This window comes from Streptomyces sp. WAC03905 (assembly GCF_057371075.1).
In genome coordinates, this window is record NZ_JBXYDZ010000003.1 from 1,777,407 (window position 1) to 1,802,294 (window position 24,888).

General features: G+C 73.0%; 15 protein-coding genes and 2 pseudogenes. 5 read left to right on the plus strand and 12 right to left on the minus strand.

What is annotated here, in order from left to right:
* The 7 genes and pseudogenes from AC2RP6_RS10610 to AC2RP6_RS10640 all read right to left on the minus strand — a co-directional run bounded on the left by AC2RP6_RS10610 (position 1) and on the right by AC2RP6_RS10640 (position 9,707).
* Positions 1–1,244 (minus strand): annotated as a pseudogene (locus tag AC2RP6_RS10610) (GNAT family N-acetyltransferase).
* A gap of 137 nt (positions 1,245–1,381) precedes the next feature.
* Positions 1,382–2,635, minus strand: coding sequence for a YncE family protein (locus AC2RP6_RS10615; RefSeq protein ID WP_486446003.1), 1,254 nt, complete (start codon positions 2,633–2,635; stop codon positions 1,382–1,384).
* 131 nt (positions 2,636–2,766) lie between these two features.
* The gene (locus AC2RP6_RS10620) at positions 2,767–3,918 is read right to left on the minus strand and encodes an XdhC family protein (RefSeq protein ID WP_486446004.1); all 1,152 of its coding nucleotides are present in this window, start codon (positions 3,916–3,918) and stop codon (positions 2,767–2,769) included.
* A gap of 106 nt (positions 3,919–4,024) precedes the next feature.
* Entirely contained in the window at positions 4,025–5,488 is a 1,464-nt protein-coding gene (locus AC2RP6_RS10625) for an NCS2 family permease (protein WP_486446005.1), read from the minus strand.
* A gap of 324 nt (positions 5,489–5,812) precedes the next feature.
* Positions 5,813–8,209, minus strand: a complete 2,397-nt coding sequence (locus tag AC2RP6_RS10630; protein ID WP_486446006.1) for a xanthine dehydrogenase family protein molybdopterin-binding subunit — start codon at positions 8,207–8,209, stop codon at positions 5,813–5,815.
* A 2-nt stretch (positions 8,210–8,211) separates the two neighbouring features.
* Positions 8,212–8,811, minus strand: coding sequence for a (2Fe-2S)-binding protein (locus tag AC2RP6_RS10635; RefSeq protein ID WP_344166280.1), 600 nt, complete (start codon positions 8,809–8,811; stop codon positions 8,212–8,214).
* Between the two features lie 2 nt (positions 8,812–8,813).
* Entirely contained in the window at positions 8,814–9,707 is an 894-nt protein-coding gene (locus AC2RP6_RS10640) for an FAD binding domain-containing protein (RefSeq protein ID WP_486446007.1), read from the minus strand.
* A gap of 254 nt (positions 9,708–9,961) precedes the next feature.
* Here AC2RP6_RS10640 and AC2RP6_RS10645 point away from each other — a divergent pair, with 254 nt between their 5' ends.
* Positions 9,962–11,641 (plus strand): PucR family transcriptional regulator, encoded by a 1,680-nt coding sequence (locus tag AC2RP6_RS10645; protein ID WP_486446008.1) that lies wholly within the window; start codon positions 9,962–9,964, stop codon positions 11,639–11,641.
* Positions 11,642–11,822: 181 nt separating this feature from the next.
* On the plus strand, positions 11,823–12,599 hold the full coding sequence (locus AC2RP6_RS10650) for a hypothetical protein (RefSeq protein ID WP_486450284.1): 777 nt from the start codon (positions 11,823–11,825) through the stop codon (positions 12,597–12,599).
* Positions 12,600–12,783: 184 nt separating this feature from the next.
* On the opposite strand, the gene AC2RP6_RS10655 is transcribed toward AC2RP6_RS10650, so the two are convergent.
* Positions 12,784–13,479 carry a GntR family transcriptional regulator gene (locus AC2RP6_RS10655; RefSeq protein ID WP_486450285.1) on the minus strand — a complete coding sequence of 232 codons (696 nt, stop codon included), beginning with the start codon at positions 13,477–13,479 and terminating at the stop codon, positions 12,784–12,786.
* Positions 13,480–13,573: 94 nt separating this feature from the next.
* On the opposite strand from AC2RP6_RS10655, the pseudogene AC2RP6_RS10660 reads away from it, so the two are divergent.
* Positions 13,574–14,428 (plus strand): annotated as a pseudogene (locus AC2RP6_RS10660) ((2Fe-2S)-binding protein); the annotation flags it as partial.
* A 215-nt stretch (positions 14,429–14,643) separates the two neighbouring features.
* Entirely contained in the window at positions 14,644–15,702 is a 1,059-nt protein-coding gene (locus tag AC2RP6_RS10665) for a DUF2637 domain-containing protein (protein ID WP_486446009.1), read from the plus strand.
* Positions 15,703–15,743: 41 nt separating this feature from the next.
* Here AC2RP6_RS10665 and AC2RP6_RS10670 read toward each other — a convergent pair whose 3' ends face one another.
* The 4 genes from AC2RP6_RS10670 to AC2RP6_RS10685 form a co-directional block, all read right to left on the minus strand.
* Positions 15,744–16,301, minus strand: coding sequence for an ATP-binding protein (locus AC2RP6_RS10670; protein ID WP_486446010.1), 558 nt, complete (start codon positions 16,299–16,301; stop codon positions 15,744–15,746).
* Between the two features lie 31 nt (positions 16,302–16,332).
* Positions 16,333–18,075: a pyruvate dehydrogenase gene (locus AC2RP6_RS10675; RefSeq protein WP_486446011.1), complete on the minus strand. Its 1,743-nt coding sequence runs from the start codon at positions 18,073–18,075 to the stop codon at positions 16,333–16,335.
* A gap of 28 nt (positions 18,076–18,103) precedes the next feature.
* On the minus strand, positions 18,104–19,813 hold the full coding sequence (locus AC2RP6_RS10680) for a protein phosphatase 2C domain-containing protein (RefSeq protein ID WP_486446012.1): 1,710 nt from the start codon (positions 19,811–19,813) through the stop codon (positions 18,104–18,106).
* Positions 19,814–19,915: 102 nt separating this feature from the next.
* Positions 19,916–23,689 (minus strand): S8 family peptidase, encoded by a 3,774-nt coding sequence (locus AC2RP6_RS10685; protein WP_486446013.1) that lies wholly within the window; start codon positions 23,687–23,689, stop codon positions 19,916–19,918.
* 198 nt (positions 23,690–23,887) lie between these two features.
* On the opposite strand from AC2RP6_RS10685, the gene AC2RP6_RS10690 reads away from it, so the two are divergent.
* Positions 23,888–24,865, plus strand: a complete 978-nt coding sequence (locus tag AC2RP6_RS10690) for a helix-turn-helix domain-containing protein (RefSeq protein ID WP_486446014.1) — start codon at positions 23,888–23,890, stop codon at positions 24,863–24,865.
* Positions 24,866–24,888: the final 23 nt, after the last annotated feature.

A 24,888-nucleotide genomic window follows, 5' to 3' on the forward strand; every position in this document is an offset into this window, starting at 1 on the left:
CTAGAACTCGTCGGCCGTGTGCGGGAGTACGGGCGTGCGCAGGGCGTCGTCCAGGGCGGCCGCCGCCCCGGGGGTGTGCTCCTGCACCAGCCCGGCCGCGACGAGGTCGCGGACCCGGGTCCCGCCGAGGTAGCAGGCGGCCAGTTCGCGTACGTCGAGGGCCAGGTCGGCGGCGCCGTCCGCGTGGTCGTACGTCGCTCCCTCCGGCCCGGCCCTGAGCCGGAACCGCCCCGCGTTGTCGGGCAGCCGTACGTCGTGCACCTCCAGGACCAGTTCCACGGGCGCGGCCCAGGACCGTGCGGTCAGCGCCGCCCGTACGTCGACCAGCCGCAGCCAGAGCGCCGGGAACTGGGCGGTGACCCGCACCTGGTCCCGGTCGGCGGCGAAGTGCAGCAGCGGGTCGTCGGCCGGGCGGCCCCACGCCGAGACCTTGCCGGTGAGGTCGACGGAGGCCACGCACTCCCACAGGGCGGCGGCGACCGCCGGGGTGTCCGCCTCCAGCTCGTCGACCCGCACCAGGCCGGTGGTGCGGGTGCCGGCCCCCGCGGTGTCGCCGGCGGACTCGGGCTTGGTGCGGTAGAGGACGTATCCGGCGACGGGCTCGCCCGGTTCGCCCAAAACGATGATCCGGGGAGGGCTCAGCTCCTCGTCCTCCTCGTCCTGTTCGGCCAGCCACTCCTCATGCCAGCGCTCCGGACTGCGGCTGGGCCGCCGGCCCGCCCCGCGCGGGCCGCCTCGTGGTGCGGGCCGATCACGTCGACGGCCTCGTCCGGGTCGACGAGCCGCAGCGGGCGGGGGTCCGGGTCGATGCGCAGGGCCAGCGGCCGGGTCGAGTCGATCTCGATGGTGGCTCCGGTGGTGGCGCCGCCGTAGCCGAAGCGGCCGTAGATGGCGGCCTCGGAGGCCCACAGCGCGGCGATCGGGCGGCCGGTGCCGGTGGCGCGCCGCATCATCTCCGTCATCAGCCCGGTGAGCACGCCGCGGCGGCGGTGGGTGGGGGCGACGCTGACGAAGGTGAGCCCGGGGCAGGGCAGGTCCGCCCCGGGCACCGAGAGCCGGAAGTCGTGCGCGGCCATGAAGCCGACGAGGGCGTCCCCGTCGTAGGCGCCGATCCGGTCGCAGCGCGCGAGCAGCGCGTGGTGCCGCTCGCGGGCCTCCTTCTCGGGCCGGTCGTGGAAGACCAGGTAGGCGAGCTCCAGGGCCCGGTCGATGTCGGCCTCGGGTACCTCACGGATGTCCACCATGATCGGGAGACTAATCGGTCATCGAGGACCAGTCACCCCATAATGGCTTGATCTGCGGGTTCGGCCGATTTCCATGCCCCGTCCGCGCGCCCGCCACGCCCTGGGTGGTGTCCGACCTGGATCCGCCGGACACCCCCTCAGCGCCCCGCCGGACCGGTCCAGGCGGCGGGGACGTGACCGATCCGGACGCGCTGGGGGTGGTCCCCGACGGGTACGGACACCCGCTTGGCGCCGGTCGCGAAGTCGATGGCCGTCACCTGGTCGGTGCCGCTCTCGGAGATCACGCACGCCGTCCCGTCACCGCTGACCGTGGCCCAGTACGGCTTGGAGGCGGGGACGAGGGGCCCCTCGGCGAGGGTGGCGCGGTCCACGACGGTGGCGTAGTCGTCCATGGTGCCCGCGATGCAGAGCTTCGCCCCGTCGGGGCTCATCGACATCCCGTGGTGGCGGGAGTCGTTGACCCAGGTGGTGCGGTCGGTGCTGGTGGCCGGGTTGGCGGGGAGGTCCTTGAGGCGGGTGATCCGGTCGGAGGCCACGTCGTACTCCAGGAAGCCGCCGAAGAACGACACCTGGAAGTAGAGCTTGGACTCGTCGGGGCTGAAGGACACCGGTCGCACCGAGTCGGACAGGTCCTTGCGGCCGAAGGCGTCCAGCCGCTCCCGCATGTCGATCACCCGGACCGTGCGGAAGGTCTGCGCGTCGACGACGGTGATCTTCCGGTCGCCCTTCGTCCAGTCCAGCCAGGGCGCGTCGAGGGCCGTGTTCACCTCGCCGATGGAGCTGTTCCACAGGTGGCGGCCGTCGCGGGTGAAGGTGTTCTCGTGGGGCTTGTCGCCGGTCCGGAAGGAGCCGGCCTGCCGTCCGGTGGTGATGTCCAGGACGTGCACGGTGTTGGAGGTGGAGGCCGAGACGGCGACGCGGGTCCCGTCCGGGGAGACCGCCATGTGGTCGGAGCGGAAACCGGAGACCGGGAAGCGCCAGTTGATCCGGCCGGAGGCCAGGTCGATCGAGACGACGTCGGCGAAGCTGGGGCGGGAGACGACGACCGCCGAGCCGTCCGGGGTGGTGAACATGTCGTCGACGAACTGGTCGTGACCCTCACCGGCGCTCTCCCGGATGCCGAGGAAGAAGGCAAGCTTGACCGGGTTGAGGTAGATCTCGTGGAGCCGCTCGTTCTTGTCGGGGATCACGTTGATCCGGCCGACCTTCGCGAAGTCACCGGTGGAGGCGAGGACGTCGGCCGTCCCCTCCCAGTTGTTGCCCACGAAGAGCACCTCGCGCAGCCCGTCGGCCGCTGCGGCGGATGCGGGCGGAGCGGCCGGGGTGGGCGTGAAGGCGGTCAGGAGGGTGGCCGCTGCCAGCACGCCCAGGGTTCGCACGGTACGCAACATCCGCTCAACTCCGTTGTGAGGGAAGGACGGAGAGGGTCCCCTCCGATTACCGGCGGGTAAGATAGGGCGAACATCAAAAGGGCGCAACCCCCACGGGGTGCGCCCTTTTCTCACCTTCCGCCGTCACCCCTTCAAGCGACGGAGCCGATCCTGTCGATCACGGTGTTCGCGACGTCCGGGTGGATCGGGATGTGCGCGCCCGTGAGGGCCGCGCCACTGCCGCCGCGGCGGTTCGCGACGATCTCGGCGGCGATGGACAGCGCGGTCTCCTCGGGGGAGCGGGCGCCGAGGTCCAGGCCGATCGGGGAGCGCAGCCGGGCCAGCTCGATCTCGGTGACGCCGACGTCGCGCAGCCGCTTGTTGCGGTCCTCATGGGTGCGGCGGGAGCCCATGGCCCCGACGTAGGCGACGGGCAGCTTGAGGGCCAGCTCCAGGAGCGGGACGTCGAACTTGGCGTCGTGGGTGAGCACGCACAGGACGGTCCGGCCGTCCACCTCGGTGCTCTCCAGGTAGCGGTGCGGCCAGTCCACGATGATCTCGTCGGCCTCGGGGAAACGGTTCTTCGTGGCGAAGACGGGCCGCGCGTCGCAGACGGTCACCCGGTAGCCGAGGAACTTGCCGATCCGCACGAGCGCGGACGCGAAGTCGATGGCGCCGAAGACGATCATCCGCGGCGGCGGGACGCTGGACTCGACCAGCACCTTCAGCGGCTCTCCGCAGAGCCTGCCGTCGGCGCCGATCTCCAGCACGCCGGTCCGGCCGGCGTCCAGCATGGCGCGGGCCTCCTCGGCGACGGTGCGGTCCAGCTCCGGGTGCCCGCCGAGGCCGCCCTCGAAGGCGCCCTCCGCACGGACCAGCACGGCGCGGCCCATCAGTTCGGCCGGTCCCTCCGCGATCCGGGCCAGGGCCGCGGCCTCACCGCGGGAGGAGGCGGCCAGCGCCGCCTCGAAGACCGCCCGCGCGGGTGAGTCCACCGCGACCGGGGTCACGAGGATGTCGATGATCCCGCCGCAGGTCAGACCCACGGCGAAAGCATCGTCGTCGCTGTAGCCGAAGCGCTCGCGGACGGTCTCGCCGTCCTCCAGCGCCTGTCGGCACAGTTCGTACACCGCCCCCTCCACGCATCCGCCGGAGACCGAGCCGATGGCCGTGCCCTCGCTGTCGACGGCGAGAGCGGCCCCGGGCTGCCGGGGCGCGCTGCCGCCGACCGCCACGACCGTGGCGACGGCGAAGTCGCGTCCCTGCTCGACCCACCGGTTCAGCTCTTCGGCGATGTCCAGCATGTGCGGCCTCCTCGGAGGATTCGGTTCCAGTATGGGATACGCGGAGGGTGCGGGTGGTGCCGTGCACGGCCGGCGGTGCCGGGCCGTACGGGCGGTGCTACGGGGATCAGCCGACCCCGAGCCAGCCCTCGATCGGGTGGAGCGCGAAGAAGATCAGGAAGATTCCCGTCAGCGCCCACATGAAGCCGCCGATCTCCCGGGCCTTGCCCTGGGCGATCTTGATGGCGACGTACGAGATGACACCTGCAGCGACACCTGCGGTGATCGAGTAGGTGAACGGCATGATCACGACCGTCAGGAAGACGGGGATCGCGGTGGAGGTGTCGGCCCAGTCCACGTGGCGGGCGTTCTGCATCATCATCGCGCCGATGACGACCAGGGCCGCGGAGGCGACCTCACCCGGGACGATCTGCGTGATCGGGGTGAAGAAGAGGCAGGCGGCGAAGAACAGGCCGGTGACGACGGAGGCGAGGCCCGTACGGGCACCCTCACCGACGCCCGTGGCGGACTCGACGAAGACGGTCTGGCCGGAGCCGCCCGTGACGCCACCGATGGCGCCACCGGCGCCGTCGATGAACAGGGCCTTGGACAGACCCGGCATACGGCCCTTGTCGTCGGCCAGCTTGGCCTCGGTGCCGACTCCGATGATGGTGGCCATCGCGTCGAAGAATCCGGCGAGCACCAGGGTGAAGACGATCATGCCGACCGTCATGTAGCCGACGTCGCCCCAGCCGCCGAAGGAGACGTCACCGAAGAGCGAGAAGTTCGGCATCGAGACCGCGGAGCCGTCCAGCTCCGGCGGGCCGTTCTTCCAGGCCTTGGGGTCGATGTCCACGACGGCGTTGAGGATCGCGGCCAGGACGGTGCCGCCCACGATGCCGATCAGGATGGCGCCGGGCACCTTGCGGGCCTGGAGCATGAAGATGGCGATCAGGGTGATGGCGAAGAGCAGGACGGGCCAGCCGGACAGCTCACCGGTCGCGCCGAGCTGGACGGGGGGCATGAACTCCCCGCCGTTGCCGACGAAGCCGGCCTTCACGAAGCCGATCAGGGCGACGAACAGGCCGATGCCCATCGTGATGGCGTGCTTGAGCGCGAGCGGGATCGCGTTCATGATCATCTCACGGAGGCCGGTGACGACCAGGAGACAGATCACGACGCCGTAGACCACGCACATGCCCATGGCCTGCGGCCAGGTCATCTGCGGGGCCACCTGCGAGGCGAGCACACCGGACACGGAGAGTCCGGCGGCGAGAGCCAGCGGCACCTTGCCGACGAAGCCCATGAGGAGCGTGGTCACGGCGGCCGCGAAGGCGGTCGCGGTGATGATCGCCGAACCGTCCATGACGGTTCCTGCGACGTCCTTGCCCGACAGGAGCAGGGGGTTGAGCAGGAGGATGTACGCCATGGCCATGAAGGTCGTGATACCGCCACGAACCTCGTTGCCGACGTTGGATCCTCTGTGGGTTATGTGAAAGTAGCGGTCGAGCCAAGACTTGCCGGCGGGGTTCAGAGAGCCGTCGCCGGCTTCTTCCGCGGTGGTCTTGGGCTCCACAGACGACTGGGTCATGGTGCCTAACTCCCAAGGTTCAAAGGGGCACCCGCTTGGGGATTGGAGACTGCGGGATTTGGGATGCTGCGTTTGGCTGCACGACCCGGGGTGACGGCCCGAGGCGACGCGAATGTTCACTGCGTGTACTGCGGGTAGTGCGGGGTGACCGCTTGTACTACATGGGGGTTTTCGCAGGGGTACTGCCGTCCGGAGGCGACCGCGAGCGGTGCGGTGCTTCCGTGTACTCCGGGCGGTGCGGCGTGAAGTGTGACGTTCCCGAGTCACACCGCCCGGAGAGTCCGAGGGGTCCGGGGGCCTCGCGGCCCCCGGACCGGGTCAGTCCTAGAGGGTCCCGGTGAGGGCTTCCGGACGGATCGGGGTCTTGTTGAGCTCCAGCCCGGTCGCCTGCCGGATCGCCGCGAGGACGGCCGGGGTGGACGACAGGGTCGGGGCCTCGCCCAGACCGCGAAGGCCGTACGGCGCGTTCGGGTCGGCGAGCTCCAGGACGTCGACCGGGATGGTCGGGGTGTCGAGGATGGTCGGGATCAGGTAGTCCGTGAAGGAGGGGTTGCGCACCTTCGCGGTCTTCGGGTCCACGATGATCTCCTCCATGACCGCCACGCCGAGGCCCTGGGTGGTACCACCCTGGATCTGGCCGACCACGGAGAGCATGTTGAGGGCCTTGCCCACGTCCTGGGCGGTCGCCAGCTCGACGACCTTGACCAGGCCCAGCTCGGTGTCCACCTCGACGACCGCGCGGTGCGCGGCGAAGGTGTACTGGACGTGACCGTCGCCCTGGCCGGTCTTCAGGTCGAAGGCGACCGTGGGCCGGTGGCGGAATTCGAGCTCGAGGTCGATCGCCTCGTTCTCCAGGATGTCGGCGATGTCCGCGAGGACCTCGCCGCCGTCGGTGACGACCTTGCCGCCCTCCAGGAGCAGCTCGGCGTTGGCCCAGGCCGGGTGGTAGGAGCCGTTCTTGCGGCGGCCCATCTCCAGCAGCGCCTCGCGGACGTGCTCACAGGTGTTCTTCACCGCGCCACCGGTCATGTACGTCTGCCGCGAGGCGGACGTGGAACCGGCGGAGCCGACCTGCGTGTCGGCCGGGTGGATGGTCACCTGCGTGACGCCCAGCTCGGTACGGGCGATCTGCGCGTGGACGGTGACACCGCCCTGGCCGACCTCCGCCATGGCCGTGTGGACCATCGCGACGGGCTCGCCGTTGATGACCTCCAGGCGCACGCGGGCGGTGGAGTAGTCGTCGAAGCCCTCGGAGAAGCCGACGTTCTTGATGCCGACCGCGTAGCCGACGCCGCGGACGACGCCCTCGCCGTGGGTGGTGTTCGACAGACCGCCCGGCAGCGCGCGGACGTCCGCGCCCTCGCCGGCGGTCTCCCACTGGCGCTCCGGCGGCAGCGGGCGGGCCTTGACCCGGCGCAGCAGCTCGGCGACCGGGGCCGGGGAGTCCACGACCTGGCCGGTGGGCATGATCGTGCCCATCTCCATGGCGTTGAGCTGGCGGAACTCGACCGGGTCCATGCCCAGCTTCGCCGCGAGCTTGTCCATCTGGGCCTCGTACGCGAAGCAGGCCTGGACGGCGCCGAAGCCGCGCATCGCGCCGCAGGGCGGGTTGTTCGTGTAGAGCGCGATCGCCTCGATGTCGACGTCGTCGATGACGTACGGGCCGACGGAGAGGGAGGAGGCGTTGCCGACGACGGCCGGGGAGGCCGAGGCGTAGGCGCCGCCGTCGAGCACGATCCTGCACTTCATGTGCGTGATCTTGCCGTCCTTGGTGGCGCCGTGCTCGTAGTGCAGCTTCGCCGGGTGGCGGTGCACGTGGCCGAAGAAGGACTCGAAGCGGTTGTAGACGATCTTGACCGGCTTGTTGGTCGCGAGGGCCAGCAGGCAGGCGTGGATCTGCATCGAGATGTCCTCGCGGCCACCGAAGGCACCACCGACGCCGGAGAGCGTCATGCGCACCTTCTCCGGCGGCAGGCCCAGGACCGGGGCGATCTGCTGGAGGTCCGAGTGCAGCCACTGCGTGGCGACGTAGAGGTCGACACCGCCGTCCTCGGACGGCACGGCGAGACCGGACTCCGGGCCGAGGAAGGCCTGGTCCTGCATGCCGAAGGTGTACTCGCCCTCGACGATGACGTCGGCGCGCTTGCGGGCCTCCTCCACGTTGCCGCGGATGATCGGCTGGCGGTGCACGATGTTCGGGTGCGGGACGTGACCGGAGTGGTGGTCGTCGCGGCCCTCGTGGATCAGCGGCGCGTCGGCGGCGAGCGCCGAGGCCTCGTCCGTGACGAGCGGCAGCTCCCGGTAGTCGATCTTGATCTTGGCGGCCGCGCGGCGGGCGGTCTCGGGGTGGTCGGCGGCCACGAGGGCGACCGGCTCGCCGTGGTGGCGTACGCGGCCGTTGGCCAGGACCGGGGTGTCCTGGATCTCCAGGCCGTAGTTCTTCATCTCGGCCGGCAGGTCGTCGTAGGTGAGGACCGAGTAGACGCCCGGCAGGGCCAGCGCCTCGGAGATGTCGATGGAGACGATCTCGGCGTGGGCGACGGTGCTGCGCAGGGTCTGGCCCCACAGCATGTCCTCGTGCCACATGTCCGAGGAGTAGGCGAACTCGCCGGTGACCTTGAGGGTGCCGTCCGGACGGAGCGTGGACTCGCCGATGCCGCCCTTGTTGTGCTTCTGGGTGACGTTCGTCGGCGTACCTACGGTGCGGGTGTCCTGAGCCATGATCAGACCGCCTCTCCCTGACGGGCGGCCGCGAGGCGGACCGCGTCGAGGATCTTCTCGTAGCCCGTGCAGCGGCAGAGGTTGCCGGACAGGGCCTCACGGATGTCCTGGTCGGACGGGTCGGCGTTCTGCTCCAGGAGAGCGTCGGCCTGGACCAGCAGACCCGGGGTGCAGAAACCGCACTGGACCGCGCCGGCGTCGATGAACGCCTGCTGGATGTTGGAGAGCTCCACGCCCTCACCGGTCTGCGAGTCGGTGCCCTTGGCGGACCACTGCTTGGCCTCGTCCGTGGACACGCCCTTGCCGCCGCCGCACGCGCCGGTGCCGCAGCCGTGGCCGTGCTCCTCGCGCTGCTTGGCGAAGTCGGCCAGGCCCTCGACGGTCACGACGTCGCGACCCTCGACCTGGCCGGCGGCCACCAGACAGGAACAGACCGGCACGCCGTCGAGACGCACGGTGCAGGAGCCGCACTCGCCCTGCTCGCACGCGTTCTTCGAGCCGGGCAGACCCAGGCGCTCACGCAGCACGTAGAGGAGGGACTCGCCCTCCCAGACGTCGTCGGCTTCCTGCGGACGACCGTTGACGGTGAAATTGACGCGCATGATTACGCAGCCCCTTCAAGCGAGCGGCCGTTCGTGCCGCGGTACTGCTCCCAGGTCCAGACGAGCTGGCGGCGAGCGAGGATGCCAACCGCGTGACGGCGGTACTTCGCCGTGCCACGGACGTCGTCGATCGGGTTGCACGCGGCGGACGCGAGCTCACCGAACTGCTTGGCGATCGACGGGGTGATGACCTTGCCGTTGTCCCAGAAGCCGCCCTCTTCCAGCGCGGCGTCAAGGAACTCCTCGGCGGCCTTGGCCCGGACCGGGGTCGGGGCGGCCGAGCCGATGCCCGTACGCACGGTGCGGGAGTCGGGGTGCAGGGCCAGGCCGAAGCCGCACACCGCGATGACCATCGCGTTGCGGGTGCCGACCTTGGAGTACTGCTGGGGGCCCGTGGCGTTCTTGATGTGGACCGACTTGATCAGCTCGTCGGCGGCCAGCGCGTTGCGCTTCACGCCCGTGTAGAACTCGTCGATCGGGATCATGCGCGAGCCGCGTACGGACTCGACCTCGACCTCGCAGCCCGCGGCCAGCAGGGCGGGGTGGGAGTCGCCGGCCGGCGAGGCGCAACCGAGGTTGCCGCCGACACCGCCGCGGTTGCGGATCTGCGGGGACGCGACCGTGTGCGAGGCGAGCGCGAGACCCGGCAGGGTGGCCCGCAGGTTCTCCATGATCTGGGTGTACGGGACGGAGGCGCCGAGCTTGGTGACCTCCTCGCCTACCTCCCACTCCCGCAGCAGCTCGATGCGGTTGAGGTCAAGGAGGTACTCCGGACGGCGGTGGTCGAAGTTGATCTCGACCATGATGTCGGTGCCACCCGCAATCGGCACAGCTGTGGGGAACTCGGCCTTAGCGGCGAGCGCCTCCTCCCAGCTGGCGGGGCGAAGGAAGTCCATGTGCGGCTCTCTTCTTCTTCATCGTGTCGTTCACTTCAAGCCAGGAGGCCAAAGGGCCCTCGACTGGTCGTTCACGTGCTGTTAACGCGGTGTGGACTCAGTACACAAGCCGCCCGTCCCTCGGGTGCAGTCACTGAAACCATGAAGGAGTTGGCTGACGGCCTCCCTCGTCTTGTAGATTCGTATGAAAGGCAGGATGCGACGACCTGCCCGATTTCCAACGGCAACATTCGAGACAGATCGGCGGCGACATCATGCGGCTGCGCGCACTGCTGGAGACCGAGGCGCTGGGGCTGCGGCTGCTCGGCGGCGAGGACGAACTCGACCGTACGGTCCGCGGGGTCATGACGACCGACCTGCGTGATCCCAGCCGGTACCTGTCCGGGGGCGAACTCGTCCTCACCGGCCTGGCCTGGAGGCGAAATTCAGCCGACTCCGAGCCATTCGTACGAATCCTCGCGAGCGCCGGCGTCGCGGGGCTCGCCGCGGGCGAGGCGGAGCTGGGCGACATCCCCGACGATCTCGTCTCGGCCTGTGTGCGCAACCGCCTGCCGCTGTTCGCCGTGAACGAGGACGTTGCATTCGCCACCATCACCGAGTACGTCGTACGGCAGGTCTCGGGTGAGCGCGCCGGGGACCTGGCGGCCGTCGTGGACCGCCACCGCCGCCTGATGACATCGGGTCCGGCCGGTGGCGGCCCCGATGTGGTGCTGGATCTCCTGACCACCGACCTCGACCTCCGGGCCTGGGTGCTGTCCCCCACCGGCCGGCAGATCGCCGGAGCGGGTGAGCCGCTGGCGCCGGGCATCTGTGCGGCACTGGCGGGCGAGCACCTCGCGGCGGTCCGGACGGGCCGCAGAGGGCCGCACCGGATCTCCATCCAGGGTATTGCCTACTCGCTCTTCCCGATCAGGGGACACGGGCGCGGCGCGGCCGGTCCGGCCGCCCGTGACGTGCGCGAGACCGTGCTCTCCGACTGGCTGCTGGCCGTCGAGGCGGACGCCGGCGACTGGCCGGCCGAGCGCCTCGACCTGCTCCAGGGCGTGACCCAGCTGATCGCCGTCGAGCGCGACCGGCGCGACGCGGCGCGCACCGTGCGCCGCCGCCTCGCGCAGGAAGTCCTGGAACTGGTCCAGACGGGTGCCGCGCCGGCCGAGATCGCCGCCCGTCTGCGGGTGGCCGCCCCGGTGCTGCTGCCCGGGCTGGGCGCCGCGCCGCACTGGCAGGTCGTCGTGGCCCGGGTGGACTGGGAGAACGGGGACATCCCCGGCGGGCCGGTGGCCCAGTCGCTGCTGGAGGAGATCCTCGTCGACCCGTCGGTCTCGGGTCCGGAGCCGTCCGACCGGATCGCGGTGGCCCATGCGGGTGACGAGGCCATCGCGCTCGTGCCGCTGCCGTCGCTCTCCGGGGACGCCGGGGAGGACAAGGGCCCGGACTCGGCCCTGCACGCCGACGAGCTGCTCGCGGTCGTACGGGACCCGCTGGCGGCCGGTCTGGCCGACGACGGCCGGCTCACGCTGGGCGTCAGCGCGGCCGTGCACTCCGCCGAGGGGCTGCGCGGGGCGCTGGAGGAGGCCCGGCACGCCCGCCGGGTCGCCGCGGCCCGCCCCGGGCGGGTCTGCGCGGCGGGCCACCACGAGCTGGCCTCGCACGTACTGCTGCTGCCGTTCGTCCCGGACGACGTGCGGCGCGCCTTCACCGCCCGGCTGCTGGACCCGCTGCGGGACTACGACCGGCGCCACCGGGCGGAGCTGATCCCGACCCTGGAGGCGTTCCTGGACTGCGACGGCTCCTGGACCCGCTGCGCGACGCGGTTGCACCTGCACGTCAACACGCTGCGCTACCGGGTCGGGCGAATCGAGCAGTTGACGGCGCGGGACCTGTCCCGGCTGGAGGACAAGCTCGACTTCTTCCTGGCACTGCGCATGAGCTGAGGAGATCCTTCCCCCCCACCGGGCACGGGGTGTGCGGCGGCGCTGATGATCCGTCCGGACTTTGTGAAAGAGTTCACCCGACCCCTTGGCCGGAGCCGTCGATCCGTGCTCTCATTTCGCCCCAGGGCTCAACCATGTGCTGCTTGACTGCTTCGGGGAGGGCAATGTGGCGGACACCGCCATGTCGGGTGCCGGGTCGACCGGGGGAGACGACCCCCTCCAGCGGGCGATATGGCGGCTGCGCTCACGCGGCTGTTGGACCGACGCGGCGGCGCTTCTGACGCCTCACGTCGGCAGGGCCGGACAGGCGGCCGCCGCCGTGCAGCGGACCGCGCTGCTGGTCGAGCGGTGCTTGTTCACCGGCCAGGGCTGGGCCGAGGCCGAGGACGCGCTGCGGGTCGCCGAGGCGGTCGCCCAGGACGACGACGACCGGGGCGCGGCGGCGTGCGAGCGGGGCCAGCTGGCCTACGCCGCGACCGTGCTCGGCGTACGCGACCGGGCCGACGAGGCCCGGTCCGCGCTGGGCCGGGCGGCGGCCCTGCTGTCACCGGGCTCCCGCACCCGTCCGCTGCTGGACTTCCGCCGCGGCCTGGTCGCCGAGCACCTGGCGGACGCCCCGCAGTCGGCGCGGCCGGCGTACCGCCGGGCCCACGCGGGGGCGGAGGCCCACGGCGACACGCTGCTGCAGTCGTTCACGCTCCGGCACCTGGCGGCGCTGGCCCTGCGGGACGGCGAGGTCGCCGAGGCCCGCAAGGGCTTCGCGGAGTCGCTGCGGATCCGGGAGGACCTGGGCTTCCTGATCGGCACGGCCCCGGCCCTGGCGGCGCTGGCCGAGGCCGAGCCGGAACCTGAGGCCACCCGCCTGCGCGCGGAGGCCCGCCGCCTGTTCCACCTCCTGGGCGGCATCCCGACCTGGCTCGCGGACCAGCTCCACCCGGCCCCCTCGCCCGCGGCGTAGCCCGCCGCCTGCGGTACGGATCGTCCGCACCCTGGGCCTCCGCCCGGCGCGGCCAGTCCGCGCCCCGAGCGCGGCGGGGCCGGAAGCGGCACGGCCCCTCCCGGCGCCCGACGGCCGGGTCCGGGCGGGTCCGGGCGGGCCCGGGGCGGGCCCGGTCCTGGGGATGGCGGGCTCCCCGCCGGGATCAGCCGCCGGCGAAGTGTTCGCGGACCAGGGCTTCGACCACGGGCAGGTCCCGCGCGACCAGTGCCTCCAGCAGCGCCGCGTGCTCGGCGGCGTCGGCGACGAGGTCGGCCCGCCGGACCCGCGGAGCGCCGGGCAGGGGCCATTGCGCCCGGCGGTGGAGTTCCTCCGCGACCTGCACCAGCTGCGCGTTGCCCGCCAGCCGCAGCACCGCCCGGTGGAAGGCCCGGTCGGCCTCCGCGTACCCCGGCAGGTCGCCCGCCGCGGCGGCCTCCGCGGTGGCGGCGGCCGCCGGGCGCAGGGCCTCCCAGTCGGCGGCCGGCACGGTCCGGGCCAGCCGCAGCATGACGGGGACCTCCAGCAGCGCCCGCACCTCCGCCAGCTCGGCGCGTTCCCGCGCGGTGCGCGAGAGCACCCGGAAGCCCCGGTTCGGCAGGCATTCCACCGCGCCCTCGACGGCCAGCTGCTGCATGGCCTCGCGCACGGGGGTCGCGGAGACTCCGAAGCGCTCCCCGAGCGCCGGGCCGGAGTAGATCTCCCCGGGCACGAGCTCGCCGTCGACGAGGGCCGCGCGCAGCGCGTCGAGCACCTGCCCGCGCACCGAATGGCGCGACACCTTGCTTCTTTGTGCCGGTACCCGGGTGTGGGCCGTCTCGTGCACGCGGTCCTCCTCCGGGTTTCGACCTGCACAGAGAATAGGTGACGCGCCGCGCGCGGAGGTGGGTGCGGATCGCCCGACATCAGGTAAGGTAAGGCTTACCTGTTAACGATCGTGTGATCGGTGGCCCGTCATGACCGTCCCGGCCCTCCCGGCTGTCGCCCCTCCCCCGCCCGGCTCTGCGGTGGCGGACGCGTACGCCCGGCTGGCCGAGGCGTACGGCGGACTGCGGGTCGTCGAGCGGGCCGCGCACGAGCCCTCCCCTCGCGGTGCGGGGTGGGTCGGCGCGGACGAGCTGGCGGCCGGCGGGGCCGCCCTGGACGCCTTCCTCGCCTGGGACGACGCCGAGGTCCTGCGGGACTACGGCGCCCGGGCCCGGCCCGATGTGATCGCGAGCTTCGGCCTGCACCGGTACGCGTGGCCCGCCTGCCTGCTGATCACCCTTCCGTGGTTCCTGGACCGCCGGGTCCCCCGGCTGCCGGTGTCCCAGGTCGCCTTCCACCGGACCCGGGGCCGGATGGCGGTGCGCGTCGAGAGCTTCGCCTGCCTGCCGGACGACCCGGCGGCCGTCCTCCCCGGGGCCCGCGTCGTGCCCGACGAGGAGGCGCTGCGCGAGGAGGTGCGGGCTGCGGTGGCCCAGCACCTCGAACCCGTGCTGAAAGGTTTCGGCCCGCGCATGCGGCGCGGCCGCCGCGCCCTGTGGGGCATGGTGACCGACGAGGTCGTCGAGAGCCTCTGGTACGTCGGCCACCTGCTCGGTGAGGAGCGGCGGACCATGGCCGAACTGGAGCTCCTGCTCCCCGGTTCGACGTCCCCCTACACGGGCGGCGCCGCCTTCCGCACGCTCGTCGGCCCCGGCGGCCGCGAACTGCCCACCCGGGACCGGGCCAGCTGCTGCTTCTTCTACACGATCCGGCCCGAGGACACCTGCGTCACCTGCCCCCGCACCTGCGACACCGACCGCATCACCCGCCTCATGGCCGGGGCGGCCCAGGGGCGGCCCAACCCACCCGTAGCGGTGGCGCGTATCGAACACAACTCACCCCGGAGGGACGTCAGTTCGAGTTACAACGCCCTATCCGGCGGGCCCCGCCCCCCGATGGCGTCCACTTGCCCCGAAACCCGCGTGCGCCGCGCACCGGCTGCGCCACTATGGCGCCCGGAAAGCCGCACAGCCGCATACGCGAGGCAAGGGACATCCGCATGAGACTGACCGACATATCGCTGGACTGGCTGCTGCCCGGCAGCCTGCTGATCCTGGGCGTACTTGCGGCGGTCGCGGTTCTGGCACGGGGCAAGCGCGAGAGCGAGAAGGCCGCGGCCGACGACAGCTGGGAGCGCAGCGAGGAGCGGCGGCGACGCAAGGAGGCCGTCTACGGGACGGCCTCGTACGTCCTGCTCTTCTGCTGCGCGGCGGTGGCCGCCGCGCTCTCCTTCCACGGGCTGGTCGGCTTCGGCCGGCAGAACCTCAACCTCTCCGGGGGCTGGGAGTACCTGGTGCCCTTCGGTCTCGACGGCGCCGCCATGTTCTGCTCGGTGCTCGCCGTCCGCGAGGCCAGCCACGGTGACGCGGCCCTCGGTTCGCGCATGCTGGTGTGGCTGTTCGCGGGGGCGGCCGCCTGGTTCAACTGGGTGCACGCTCCGCGCGGACTGGGTCATGACGGCGCTCCGCAGTTCTTCGCGGGGATGTCGCTCTCGGCGGCCGTCCTGTTCGACCGGGCCCTCAAGCAGACCCGCCGGGCGGCGCTGCGCGAACAGGGACTGATCCCGCGGCCGTTGCCGCAGATCCGGATGGTCCGCTGGCTGCGGGCTCCCCGGGAGACCTTCGGTGCCTGGTCCCTCATGCTGCTGGAGGGGGTGCGCACCCTCGACGAGGCCGTGGACGAGGTGCGCGAGGACAAGAAGGAGCGGGAGCAGGACCGGCACCGCAGGCGCGACCAGAACCGGCTCGACCGGGCGCGCATCAAGGCGCTGGGCCGGCAGAACCGGGCGTTCGGGCGGTCCCGCGGCCGCCAGGTCGAGCTCCCGGAACTGACGCAGGGAGCGGGCTCCGCGCCGGTCGGCGCGGAGCCGGCCATACCGGATCCGGGACAGCTGCCGCTACGCCGCCGGCCCTCCCTGCAGGCCGTCAACCCCACCGAATCCACTGAGGTGACCGGCACCCGGACGGTGGACCTCACCGCCGAGGACGACACCCAGACCATTCCCCGGCTGGACTCGCTGGAGCGCAAACTGAAGGACCTGGAGCAGCAGTTCGGCTGACCGGTCCCGAGGTCGAGGGGACACCCCGCGGGGCCCGCCGGTCAGGCGGGCCCCGCGGCGTACGGAGCCTCGTGGCGCCCGTCGAGTTCGAACCAGACCACCTTGCCGGCGCCCAGCGCGAGTGCGTCCACGCCCCAGGCGTCGGCCAGTGCCTCCACCAGGACCAGCCCCCGGCCGTGCGTACCGTCGTCGGCGGTCGGTACGTACGGCCGGGGCCGGCGTGCGGCGCGGTCGCGGACCTCCACCCGTAACCGTGCGGCGGTCAGGCTCGCGGACACCTCGGCACCCCGGTCCGTGTGGACGAGGGCGTTGGTGACGATTTCCGTGATCAGCAGCTCTGCCACGTCCGTGGCCTCGGTCCGGCAGCGGTGGCGCATCAGCTCCCTGAGGGCCCGGCGGACCTCGCCCACCGCCTTCAGGTCGGCGCGGCGTACGCTCCGGCTGATGCGCAGCGTGTCCGCCGCTTCCCCGTCCCCGGTCGTGGACGGTTCGCGTGGTACCGGCGCCCCTCTCCCCCACAGCTTCCCCGTCTTCGCCCCCACCCGCACGGCGGTGTCCCTCCCGTGTCCGTTGCTCTCGAACAGGCCTACGGGATGCATGCCCTCCGGGCGGATCCGCACTCCTGCGGGCTTACGGGCGGGGCACGTTGCGGAGGTTGGACCGCGCCATCTGGATCATCCGGCCCACCCCTCCGTCGAGCACGATCTTGCTGGCGGACAGTGCGAATCCGGTCACCATTTCGGCGCTGATCCTCGGTGGGATCGACAGGGCGTTGGGGTCGGTCACCACGTCCACCAGAGCGGGCCCCCGATGCCGGAAAGCGTCCTTCAAAGCGCCGGTGAGCTGCTTGGGCTTCTCCACGCGCACCCCGTACGCGCCCGCCGCACGGGCGATCGCGGCGAAGTCCGGGTTCGTGTTCTCCGTGCCGTAGGAGGGAAGGCCGGAAACCAGCATCTCCAACTCGACCATGCCGAGCGATGAGTTGTTGAAGAGGACCACTTTGACGGGCAGGTCGTACTGCACCAGGGTGAGGAAATCTCCCATCAGCATGGAGAAACCGCCGTCACCCGACATCGAGACCACTTGACGGCCGCGGTCGGTGAACTGTGCGCCGATCGCCTGGGGCAGTGCGTTGGCCATCGAACCGTGGCTGAAAGAGCCGATGATGCGCCGCCTGCCGTTCGGGGAAAGATAGCGTGCCGCCCACACGTTGCACATGCCCGTGTCGACCGTGAACACCGCGTCGTCGTCGGCCAGTTCGTCGAGGACCGAGGCCACGTACTCGGGATGGATCGGCGTGTGCTTCTCGACCTTGCGGGTGTAGGCCCTGACCACTCCTTCCAGGGCGTCGGCGTGCTTCTTCAGCATCCGGTCCAGGAAGCGGCGGTCCGTCTTGGTCCGCACCCGGGCGTTCAGGGCGCGCAGGGTCTCGCGTACGTCCCCCCACACGGCGAGGTCCAGCTGGGAGCGCCGCCCGAGGTGTTCGGGGCGGATGTCCACCTGGACGATCTTCACGTCGTCGGGCAGGAAGGCGTTGTAGGGGAAGTCGGTGCCGAGCAGGATCAGCAGGTCGCACTCGTGGGTGGCCTCGTAGGCCGCTCCGTAGCCCAGCAGCCCGCTCATGCCGACGTCGTACGGATTGTCGTACTGGATCCACTCCTTGCCGCGCAGGGCGTGCCCAACGGGTGCCTTGACCCGGCCGGCGAACTCCATCACCTCGGCGTGCGCCCCGGCCGTGCCGCTGCCGCAGAAGAGCGTGACGCGGTCGGCCTCGTCGACGAGGCGGACCAGCTTCTCGATCTCGCCGTCGCCCGGGCGGACCGTCGGCCGGGCGGTGACGAGGGCGTGTTCCACCGCCTTGTCCGGGGCGGGCCGGGCGGCGATGTCCCCGGGCAGGGCGACCACGCTGACCCCGCTGCGGCCGATGGCGTGCTGCACGGCCGTCTGGAGCAGCCGGGGCATCTGCTGCGGGTTGGAGATCAGCTCGCTGTAGTGGCTGCACTCGCGGAAGAGCTGGTCGGGGTGGGTCTCCTGGAAGTAGCCCAGGCCGATCTCGCCGGAGGGGATGTGCGAGGCCAGCGCGAGGACCGGCGCCATGGAGCGCTGGGCGTCGTACAGCCCGTTGATCAGGTGCAGGTTCCCCGGGCCGCAGGAGCCGGCGCAGGCGGCGAGGCGGCCGGTGATCTGCGCCTCGGCGCCCGCCGCGAAGGCGGCCGTCTCCTCGTGGCGGACCTGGATCCACTCGATGCCGTCGGTCCGGCGGATCGCGTCCACCACGGGGTTGAGGCTGTCGCCGACCACGCCGTACATCCGGCGCACGCCGGCGCGCACGAGGATGTCGACGAACTGTTCCGCCACGCTCTGCTTGGCCATACCTCCCATCCAGCCATGCCCGCGCCGGTTACGCCTCCCAGACTGCGGCGGCCGTGCGGTCGTCGGCGTAGCCCTTGAGGCGCAGCTGGGTGTCCGCGAGGAACGCGGCGAGGCCGGGCGGCTCCGGCTCGCCCCAGCGGGCGGCGAGCTCCGCCTGGAGGGCGGCCTCCTCCCGCATCGGTTCCGCCATGCCGCCGGAGCACAGCAGCAGGGTGTCTCCGGGTCTGGCCACGGACGCCCGGAAGCGGAAGGGGTTGCCGGGCTCCCCGGGCCCCTCGCCGGCCCCGCCGACAGGGTCGGGTACGGGGGGCTGCGCGGCCGCGGCCGCGGGAAGCGCCGGCTCCAGGTCCTGCCACTGGCCCGAGCGGAGCCGGAAGAGTCCGCCCGCGCCGACGCCGAAGCACACCCGCGTGCGGCATTCGGGGTCCACCGGGAGCAGCAGGCCGCGCAGTCCGGCCGTGTACTCCTCCTCGGCGAGCCCCAGCTCGGCGGCGCGGGCCCGCAGGCGTCCGTAGCCGCGGTCGGTGAGCCGCTGCAGGCCGGAACGCAGGGCGTCGCGGCGGCCGGCCCGGATGTCGTCGGCCAGCCGGCCCTGGCTGCGGCCGACGGCGCCAGCGACCGTGCGGCACAGTTCTGCGGCGGCCTCGGCGGCGCCGGGCGCGGCCCGGTCCCCGCCGGCGAGGGCCACCAGGACCAGGGCGTCGTCGCCGCTGCCGAAGCGGGCGGTGAGCAGGAAGTCCCGGCGGGTCTCCCCGCGGTAGCGGGCGGAGTCCCCGCGCAAGGAGGCGGCGCGAAGGGTGTAGCCGCCGTACCGGGCGCCCTCCAGGACGGTGTCCGGGACGAGGGCGTCGAGGGCGGCCGGGTCCGCGGCCGGCAGCGTGCCCGGTTCGGCGGCGTAGGTGGGTGCGCGGTCGCCGAGGTGGCGCACCTCGGGCCGCTGCTGCGGCGCGGCGTCCTCCGGGGCGGGCGGGTGCACGGGCGCCCGCACCGGTGGGGGCGGGGGCGCGGGCCGGGGCACCTCCTCGGTGCGGTCCTCGGGGGCGCGCCGGACGGGCAGCTCGGCGCCGGTGGCCGGAGGCACCTCGACGCCGCCGAGGGCGTATCCGGTGGCGCCGCCGGTGCGCGGGTCGCGCGGCTGCGCCCCGTGCCAGGGCGGCGCCGGGGGCGGGGGCGGCACGTACCGCTCACCGGGCGGGGCCTGGGCGGGCTGTGACAACGGCCGGGGCGCGTGCACGGCGCCGGACGGCGCCCCGTCCCCGGTGGTCGCCCCCACTTGGGGCGGCGCGGCCGACGGCGGCGCGACGGGCGGCGGGGGCGGCACGTACTGCTCGGCGACCGGAGGGGCGGCCGGGGCGGGCGGCGGCGAGGGCGGTTCGCCGGTCGTCGGCGCCTGCGCGGGCATCGCGTCCGCAGCGGGGCGCGGCGCCGGTACGGGGCCCGCCGTCGGGGGCTGCGGGGGCTGCGCGCGGACCGCGTCGGGCAGCGGCGGCCGTGCGGGCAGCCCGGCGTCCGGCTCCGGGCGCGGCGCCGGCAGCGGTCCGCGCCCCGGGCCGGGGCCGGACTCGGCCTCCAGGGCCGGTCCGTCGGGCGCGGGTGGCGGCGCCTCGGCCGGGTCCGCCGTCACGCCCGCCGCCGACCGGAACCGGTTGTCGAGGGTGTCCCCCGGGTCGGGTGCCGGCCCGGTGTCCGGGTCCTCGTAGAGCTTCTGCCACCAGTCGTCCGCGCCCTGCTGACTCATGCCCTCATTCTCGGCCCCCGGCGGGGGCCGAAAACGCCGAATGCGCGAAAAGGGTCCACCGGGCCGCCGCCCGGTGGACCCCTCCCCTCTCGCCCGTACGGATCAGCGGACGTCGTACGCCCGCGCGACCGTCTGGGTGACCGTGGCGCCCTTGGCGTCGGCCAGTTCGACCTTGAGCGAGACCTGCTTGCCGGAGGCTCCGGCGTGGTCGACGACCGCGGTCCAGGTGCCGTCCCGTTCGCCGACCTTCGCCTGCGTCCAGTGCTCGCCGTCGTAGGAGTACGCCAGCGCCGCCGACTTCAGCGCGCCCGGCACGTAGCCCGCGTGTCCGGTGGCGCTCAGTGCGATCGTCCGGCCGTCCGCCGCCGCGACCGTCTTCAGGCCGTCCAGCGGGGCCGCGTACCGCGGGAAGAGGACCGGCAGGCCCTGGGAGTACGCCGACGGGTCGAGCCGGGAGGTGAAGCCCCAGGTGGTGCTGACCGAGGTGGACCGCTGCCAGGTGCGCGCGGGCGGGCCGATCTTCTCGATGGACTGGGTGAGTTCGTAGCGCCCTTCGGCGGCCGGGACCTCGAACACCCCGAACGGGTACCCGCTTTCGCCGATGACCTCGCCGTCGCGCCGCAGTTGCAGGTTGCCGATGTCCCCGAAGGAGCCGGGCTGCGCGGCGTGGGTGCCGTCGCCCCACAGGGCAGGGGCGAAGCCGATCAGGTTGCCCTGCCGTTCGGCGGCGAGGGTCTCCTCGCCGTCGAGGTCGCGCGGCGCGACCGGGCCGGTCACCCCGTCGTACCAGGCCGCCCTGCTCGTCGCGCCCTTGGTGTGGGTGCGCCGGGCGCCCGTCATGAACTCGCCCCAGGGGAAGCTGCTGGAGAGCAGCTGGTCCCAGGCCGTGTCGCCGGCCGAGTAGAACTCGGTCCGCCCGCCGGGGGCGGCGACGGTCTCGATGCCGGCGAAGTACACCGCGCTGCCGATCGGCCGGTAGGCGCCGGCGACGTCGACGAAGTCGGCGGCCGCACCCATGGAGTGGTAGGTGGACTCGACCCTGCCGAGGTCGCGGTCGCGCACCCGGTAGGTGCGGTTCCCTTTGAGTTCCCCGGTCTCGGGGAACGCGAGCGAGTAGACGTACGGGCTCTTCGCCGTGGCCTTCCAGGACAGCGCGACCTTGCCGGCGGCCAGCCGGGCCAGGAGGGTCCGGGCCTCGGTGGCCTCGACGGTCAGGGTGGGCAGCGCGCCGCCCGCGTAACCGGTGAAGGCCGTCCAGCGGCCCGGGGCTCCGCGGTGGGCGAGGACGGCCTTGGCGCCCGCGGCCCTGGCGTTCTCGGCGACCTCGTGGAGGGCGCCGTCCGTGGCCTCGACCAGGACGACGGCGTCCTTGGCGCCGGCGGCGGCGAGTTCCCCGGGGGTGCCGGATCCGGCGTCGACGAGCGGGGCACCGCCGGCGCCGTCGAGGTTGTCGCTGCCGGTGGACGCGGTGATCGGGTGCAGGACCGGCCCTCCGGCGACCTTGAGTTCGGAGACCAGCGGGGCGGCGGCCCGCCAGTAGCCGGCGAACTCGAAGTCGCCGTCCTTCGCCCGGCCTTCGACGGAGGAGTAGAAGCCGCGGACGGTGCGGCCGCCCATGGCCGTTCCGGCGTGCAGCCAGGTGCCGTCCCAGCTGCGGGCGAAGCCGAGGGTGGTGTTGCGGGCCTCTACCGGCCGGTCGGCCTCGATGGCCAGGCGCCCGGCCCTGCGGGCGTCGAGCACGATCGTCGTGTCCTTCTTGATCTCCGTCTGGGGGCGGCCGAGGTAGGTGAGGGAGTCGATCAGCTCCGCCCCCTCGCCGGGGTCGGGGGTGGCGACGAAGGCGGACAGGAAGTAGGCGCCGGGGCGGACCCGGTAGACCTGGTCGGCGGCGCCGTCGTTGAAGCGGCGTTCGCCGGAGGCGTCGTCCGTGCCGATCACGTCCAGCGAGGAGGGTCCGGCGGCCGGCTTCCCGGCCCGGTCGACGAGCTTGACCCGCAGGGTGACCGTCTCGGGCTCGACGTACAGCGAGAAGGGGGTGGAGACGCGCACGGCGTCGGCCGTGGCGACGACGCGGCCGGTGACGTCGCCGTACTGGGCGCGCTCCAGCTTCGCGGCCGGGTCCAGGGTGAGCGGCACCCTGACGGTGGCACCGGCCGGGACGGTCACGGTGCGCCGGTCGAGCCGGGCGATCCCGCTGCGGACGGCGGAGCCGTCGTGGCCGGTGACCTTCTCGACGGTGAGGCCCAGGGTGACGGGGTTCTCGCCGGGGTTGGTGTACGGGACCTCGACGGTGGTGCGGTCGCTGCGGTCCTGCGGCCAGTGGTAGGTGCCGCCCTGGACGGCGGGGGCGCCGGTGACGGTCGCGTCGAGGGCGGCCCTGACGTCGAGGCGGCCCGCTCCGGTCTGCCGCACGTCCCCGGGCACGGTGGTGTTCGCGGAACCGACGAGGGCGGCCTTGATCTGCTGTCCGGTCCAGTCGGGATGGCGCTGCTTGACGAGGGCGGCGGCGCCCGCGACGTGCGGCGTGGCCATGGAGGTGCCGGACATGGACCGGTAGGCGTACACCCCGCGGCCGCCCGCGGCGGCGGCGGAGATGCCGACGCCGGGTGCGGAGATCTCGGGCTTGAGGGTGTGCTGCGGACCGGCGGGACCGCGGCTGGAGAAGGGCGCCGTGGAGTCGTCGCGGTCGACGGCGCCGACCGTCAGCACGCCGGGCGCGCAGCCGGGCGAGGAGACGGTGTTGTTGCCGGGGCCGGAGTTGCCCGCGGCGATCACGAAGAGCGGGCCCTGCGCGGAGAGCCGTTCCGCGGCTGTGGCGAGCGGGTCGTCGCAGGCGGTCCGCGAGGGGTCGCCGAGGCTCATGGAGACCACGTCGGCCCGGGCCTCCACGGCCCATTCCATGCCCGCGATGATCCACGAGTCGAGGCCGGAACCGCCGTCGTCGAGGACCTTGCCGCTGAGCAGTTCGGCTCCGGGGGCGACGCCCTTCTTGGCGCCGCCGCTCTCGGCGCCGGAGCCGCCGACGGTGGAGATGGTGTGCGTACCGTGGCCCTGCCGGTCGGCGTCGGTGTCGGAGTCGGTGAAGTTCTTCGAGGCGGAGACCCGTCCCTTGAGGTCGGGGTGCTCCAGATCCGTGCCGGTGTCGAGGACGGCGACCCTGGCGCCCTTGCCGTCGTACCCGGCGGCCCAGGCGGCGGTGGCGGTGACCTGCCGGGTGGACCGTTCCAGGTTCGCCCGGACCTTGCCGTCCAGCCACAGCTTCTTCAGGCCGCCCGCGGCGGTGCGGGCGGCCGCGCCGTGGTCACCCGTGACGTCGGACCAGAAGGTGACGGCCCGCTCCTTGTCCGCGGAGAGGGCGACCGCGCCGATGGAGGCCAGGACACGGGAGCGGTCCGCGCCGCGGGGCGCGGGCGGGACGCTGCGCGCCACGTTCACGGTTCCGTCGTAGACGGCGATGAGCGGCAGCTTCTTGGCGCGGGCGTCGTCGTAGCCCTGTCGGACGAGGCCGGTGACGTTGAAGAGTTCGTGGTCGACCCGGCCGGCGGCGAGCGCCGCGACCGCGGCCTCGGGGTACACGTACAGGTCCGCGCCGGACTGCCGCGTCTGCACGAGCGGCTGGGAGCCGTCCGCGCGGGGCATGGCGGTGGCGGCGGTGCGGCCGGACGCGTCGGTGGACACCAGGATCCGGTCACCGGTGACGAGGGTCACGGTGACGGGGGCGGTGGGCTGCTTTCCGGCCGCCGGGCTCCCGACGAGTGGTCTCTTCCCCGCCCCGGGTGTTCCGTCGGCCGGCTGCGCCGTCGACGGGCCGACGGCGGTGACGGCGAGGACGGCCGCTGTGGCCGCCCCGATCGCCGTGCGCGATATCGGGCGCATCGCTCTCCCCAGTTGAATTCCGGCCAACTGCTGCATCGCGTGGCAAAGTTGCCGCACACATGGCCTCTGGCCGGCGGATGTTGGTGCTGCGGTGGCGCAACCTTGGCAGAGGGGCGGTGGGTGCGGCGATGATGTCGGCGGCGGGTTTGCGCCGTGGCCGCTTCCCGCCAGGCGTCGTGTCGAAAGGTGGTGGACGGGTTGCTGGGTGCGATAGGCCTGGACGAGGGCCAGGAGTCCGCGTACCGCGCGCTGGTGGCGCTGGGCGCGGCCGAGGTCCCCGACCTCGCGCACCGGCTGACCCTGCCGGTGCCGCAGACCGAACGGGCCCTGCGCCACCTGGAGCGGCACGGGCTGGCGGCGCAGTCCTCGGCGCGGCCGGGGCGCTGGGTGGCGGCCCCGCCGGGGGTGGCCCTCGGGGCCCTGCTGACCCAGCAGCGGCACGAACTGGAGCAGGCGGAGCTGGCGGCGGCGCTGCTGGCGGAGGAGTACCGGGCGGAGGCCGCCGAACCGGCGGTGCACGACCTCGTGGAGGTGGTGCAGGGCGCGAGTGCCGTGGCGCACCGCTTCCACCAGCTCCAGCTGGGCGCGGAGAAGGAGGTGTGCGCGCTGGTCAGCGGCCGCCCCCAGGTGGTGACGGGTACGGACAACGAGGCCGAGGACCGGGCCTCCGTCCGCGGGGTCGACTACCGGGTGGTGATCGAGCGGGAGGTGCTGACCCTGCCGAGGGGGATCCGGGAGGCGTCGACGGCGCTGGCCCGGGGCGAGCAGGTGCGGGTGACGGCGGAGGTCCCGACGAAGCTGGTGATAGCGGACCGGACCCTCGCCATGGTCCCGCTGACGGCTCGGGGCGCGGAGCCGGCGGCGCTGGTGGTGCACGCTTCGGGGCTGCTGGAGTCCCTGACCGGGCTGTTCGAGGCGGTGTGGCGGGAATCGCTGCCGCTGAGGCTGGGCGCGGCCGGTTCGGCGGAGGAGGCCGGCGGCGTCCCCGACGCCACGGACCTGGAGATCCTCTCGCTGTTGCTGGCGGGGATGACGGACGCGAGCGTGGCCAAGCACCTGGAGCTGGGCCAGCGGACGGTGCAGCGGCGGGTCAAGGGGCTGATGGAGCTGTCGGGGGTGACGACCCGGCTGCAGCTGGGCTGGCACGCGTACGAACGTGGCTGGGTGGCCCGGTAGCCGCAGGTCGGGCACGCTGGGCG

Excerpts from the sequence above, each read along its gene's own strand:
- AC2RP6_RS10615 (WP_486446003.1), bottom strand. The coding sequence starts at position 2,635 with ATGTTGCGTACCGTGCGAACCCTGGGCGTGCTGGCAGCGGCCACCCTC.
- AC2RP6_RS10620 (WP_486446004.1), bottom strand. The coding sequence starts at position 3,918 with ATGCTGGACATCGCCGAAGAGCTGAACCGGTGGGTCGAGCAGGGACGC.
- AC2RP6_RS10625 (WP_486446005.1), bottom strand. The coding sequence starts at position 5,488 with ATGACCCAGTCGTCTGTGGAGCCCAAGACCACCGCGGAAGAAGCCGGC.
- AC2RP6_RS10630 (WP_486446006.1), bottom strand. The coding sequence starts at position 8,209 with ATGGCTCAGGACACCCGCACCGTAGGTACGCCGACGAACGTCACCCAG.
- AC2RP6_RS10635 (WP_344166280.1), bottom strand. The coding sequence starts at position 8,811 with ATGCGCGTCAATTTCACCGTCAACGGTCGTCCGCAGGAAGCCGACGAC.
- AC2RP6_RS10640 (WP_486446007.1), bottom strand. The coding sequence starts at position 9,707 with ATGGACTTCCTTCGCCCCGCCAGCTGGGAGGAGGCGCTCGCCGCTAAG.
- AC2RP6_RS10645 (WP_486446008.1), top strand. The coding sequence starts at position 9,962 with ATGCGGCTGCGCGCACTGCTGGAGACCGAGGCGCTGGGGCTGCGGCTG.
- AC2RP6_RS10650 (WP_486450284.1), top strand. The coding sequence starts at position 11,823 with ATGTCGGGTGCCGGGTCGACCGGGGGAGACGACCCCCTCCAGCGGGCG.
- AC2RP6_RS10665 (WP_486446009.1), top strand. The coding sequence starts at position 14,644 with ATGAGACTGACCGACATATCGCTGGACTGGCTGCTGCCCGGCAGCCTG.
- AC2RP6_RS10670 (WP_486446010.1), bottom strand. The coding sequence starts at position 16,301 with ATGCATCCCGTAGGCCTGTTCGAGAGCAACGGACACGGGAGGGACACC.
- AC2RP6_RS10675 (WP_486446011.1), bottom strand. The coding sequence starts at position 18,075 with ATGGCCAAGCAGAGCGTGGCGGAACAGTTCGTCGACATCCTCGTGCGC.
- AC2RP6_RS10680 (WP_486446012.1), bottom strand. The coding sequence starts at position 19,813 with ATGAGTCAGCAGGGCGCGGACGACTGGTGGCAGAAGCTCTACGAGGAC.
- AC2RP6_RS10685 (WP_486446013.1), bottom strand. The coding sequence starts at position 23,689 with ATGCGCCCGATATCGCGCACGGCGATCGGGGCGGCCACAGCGGCCGTC.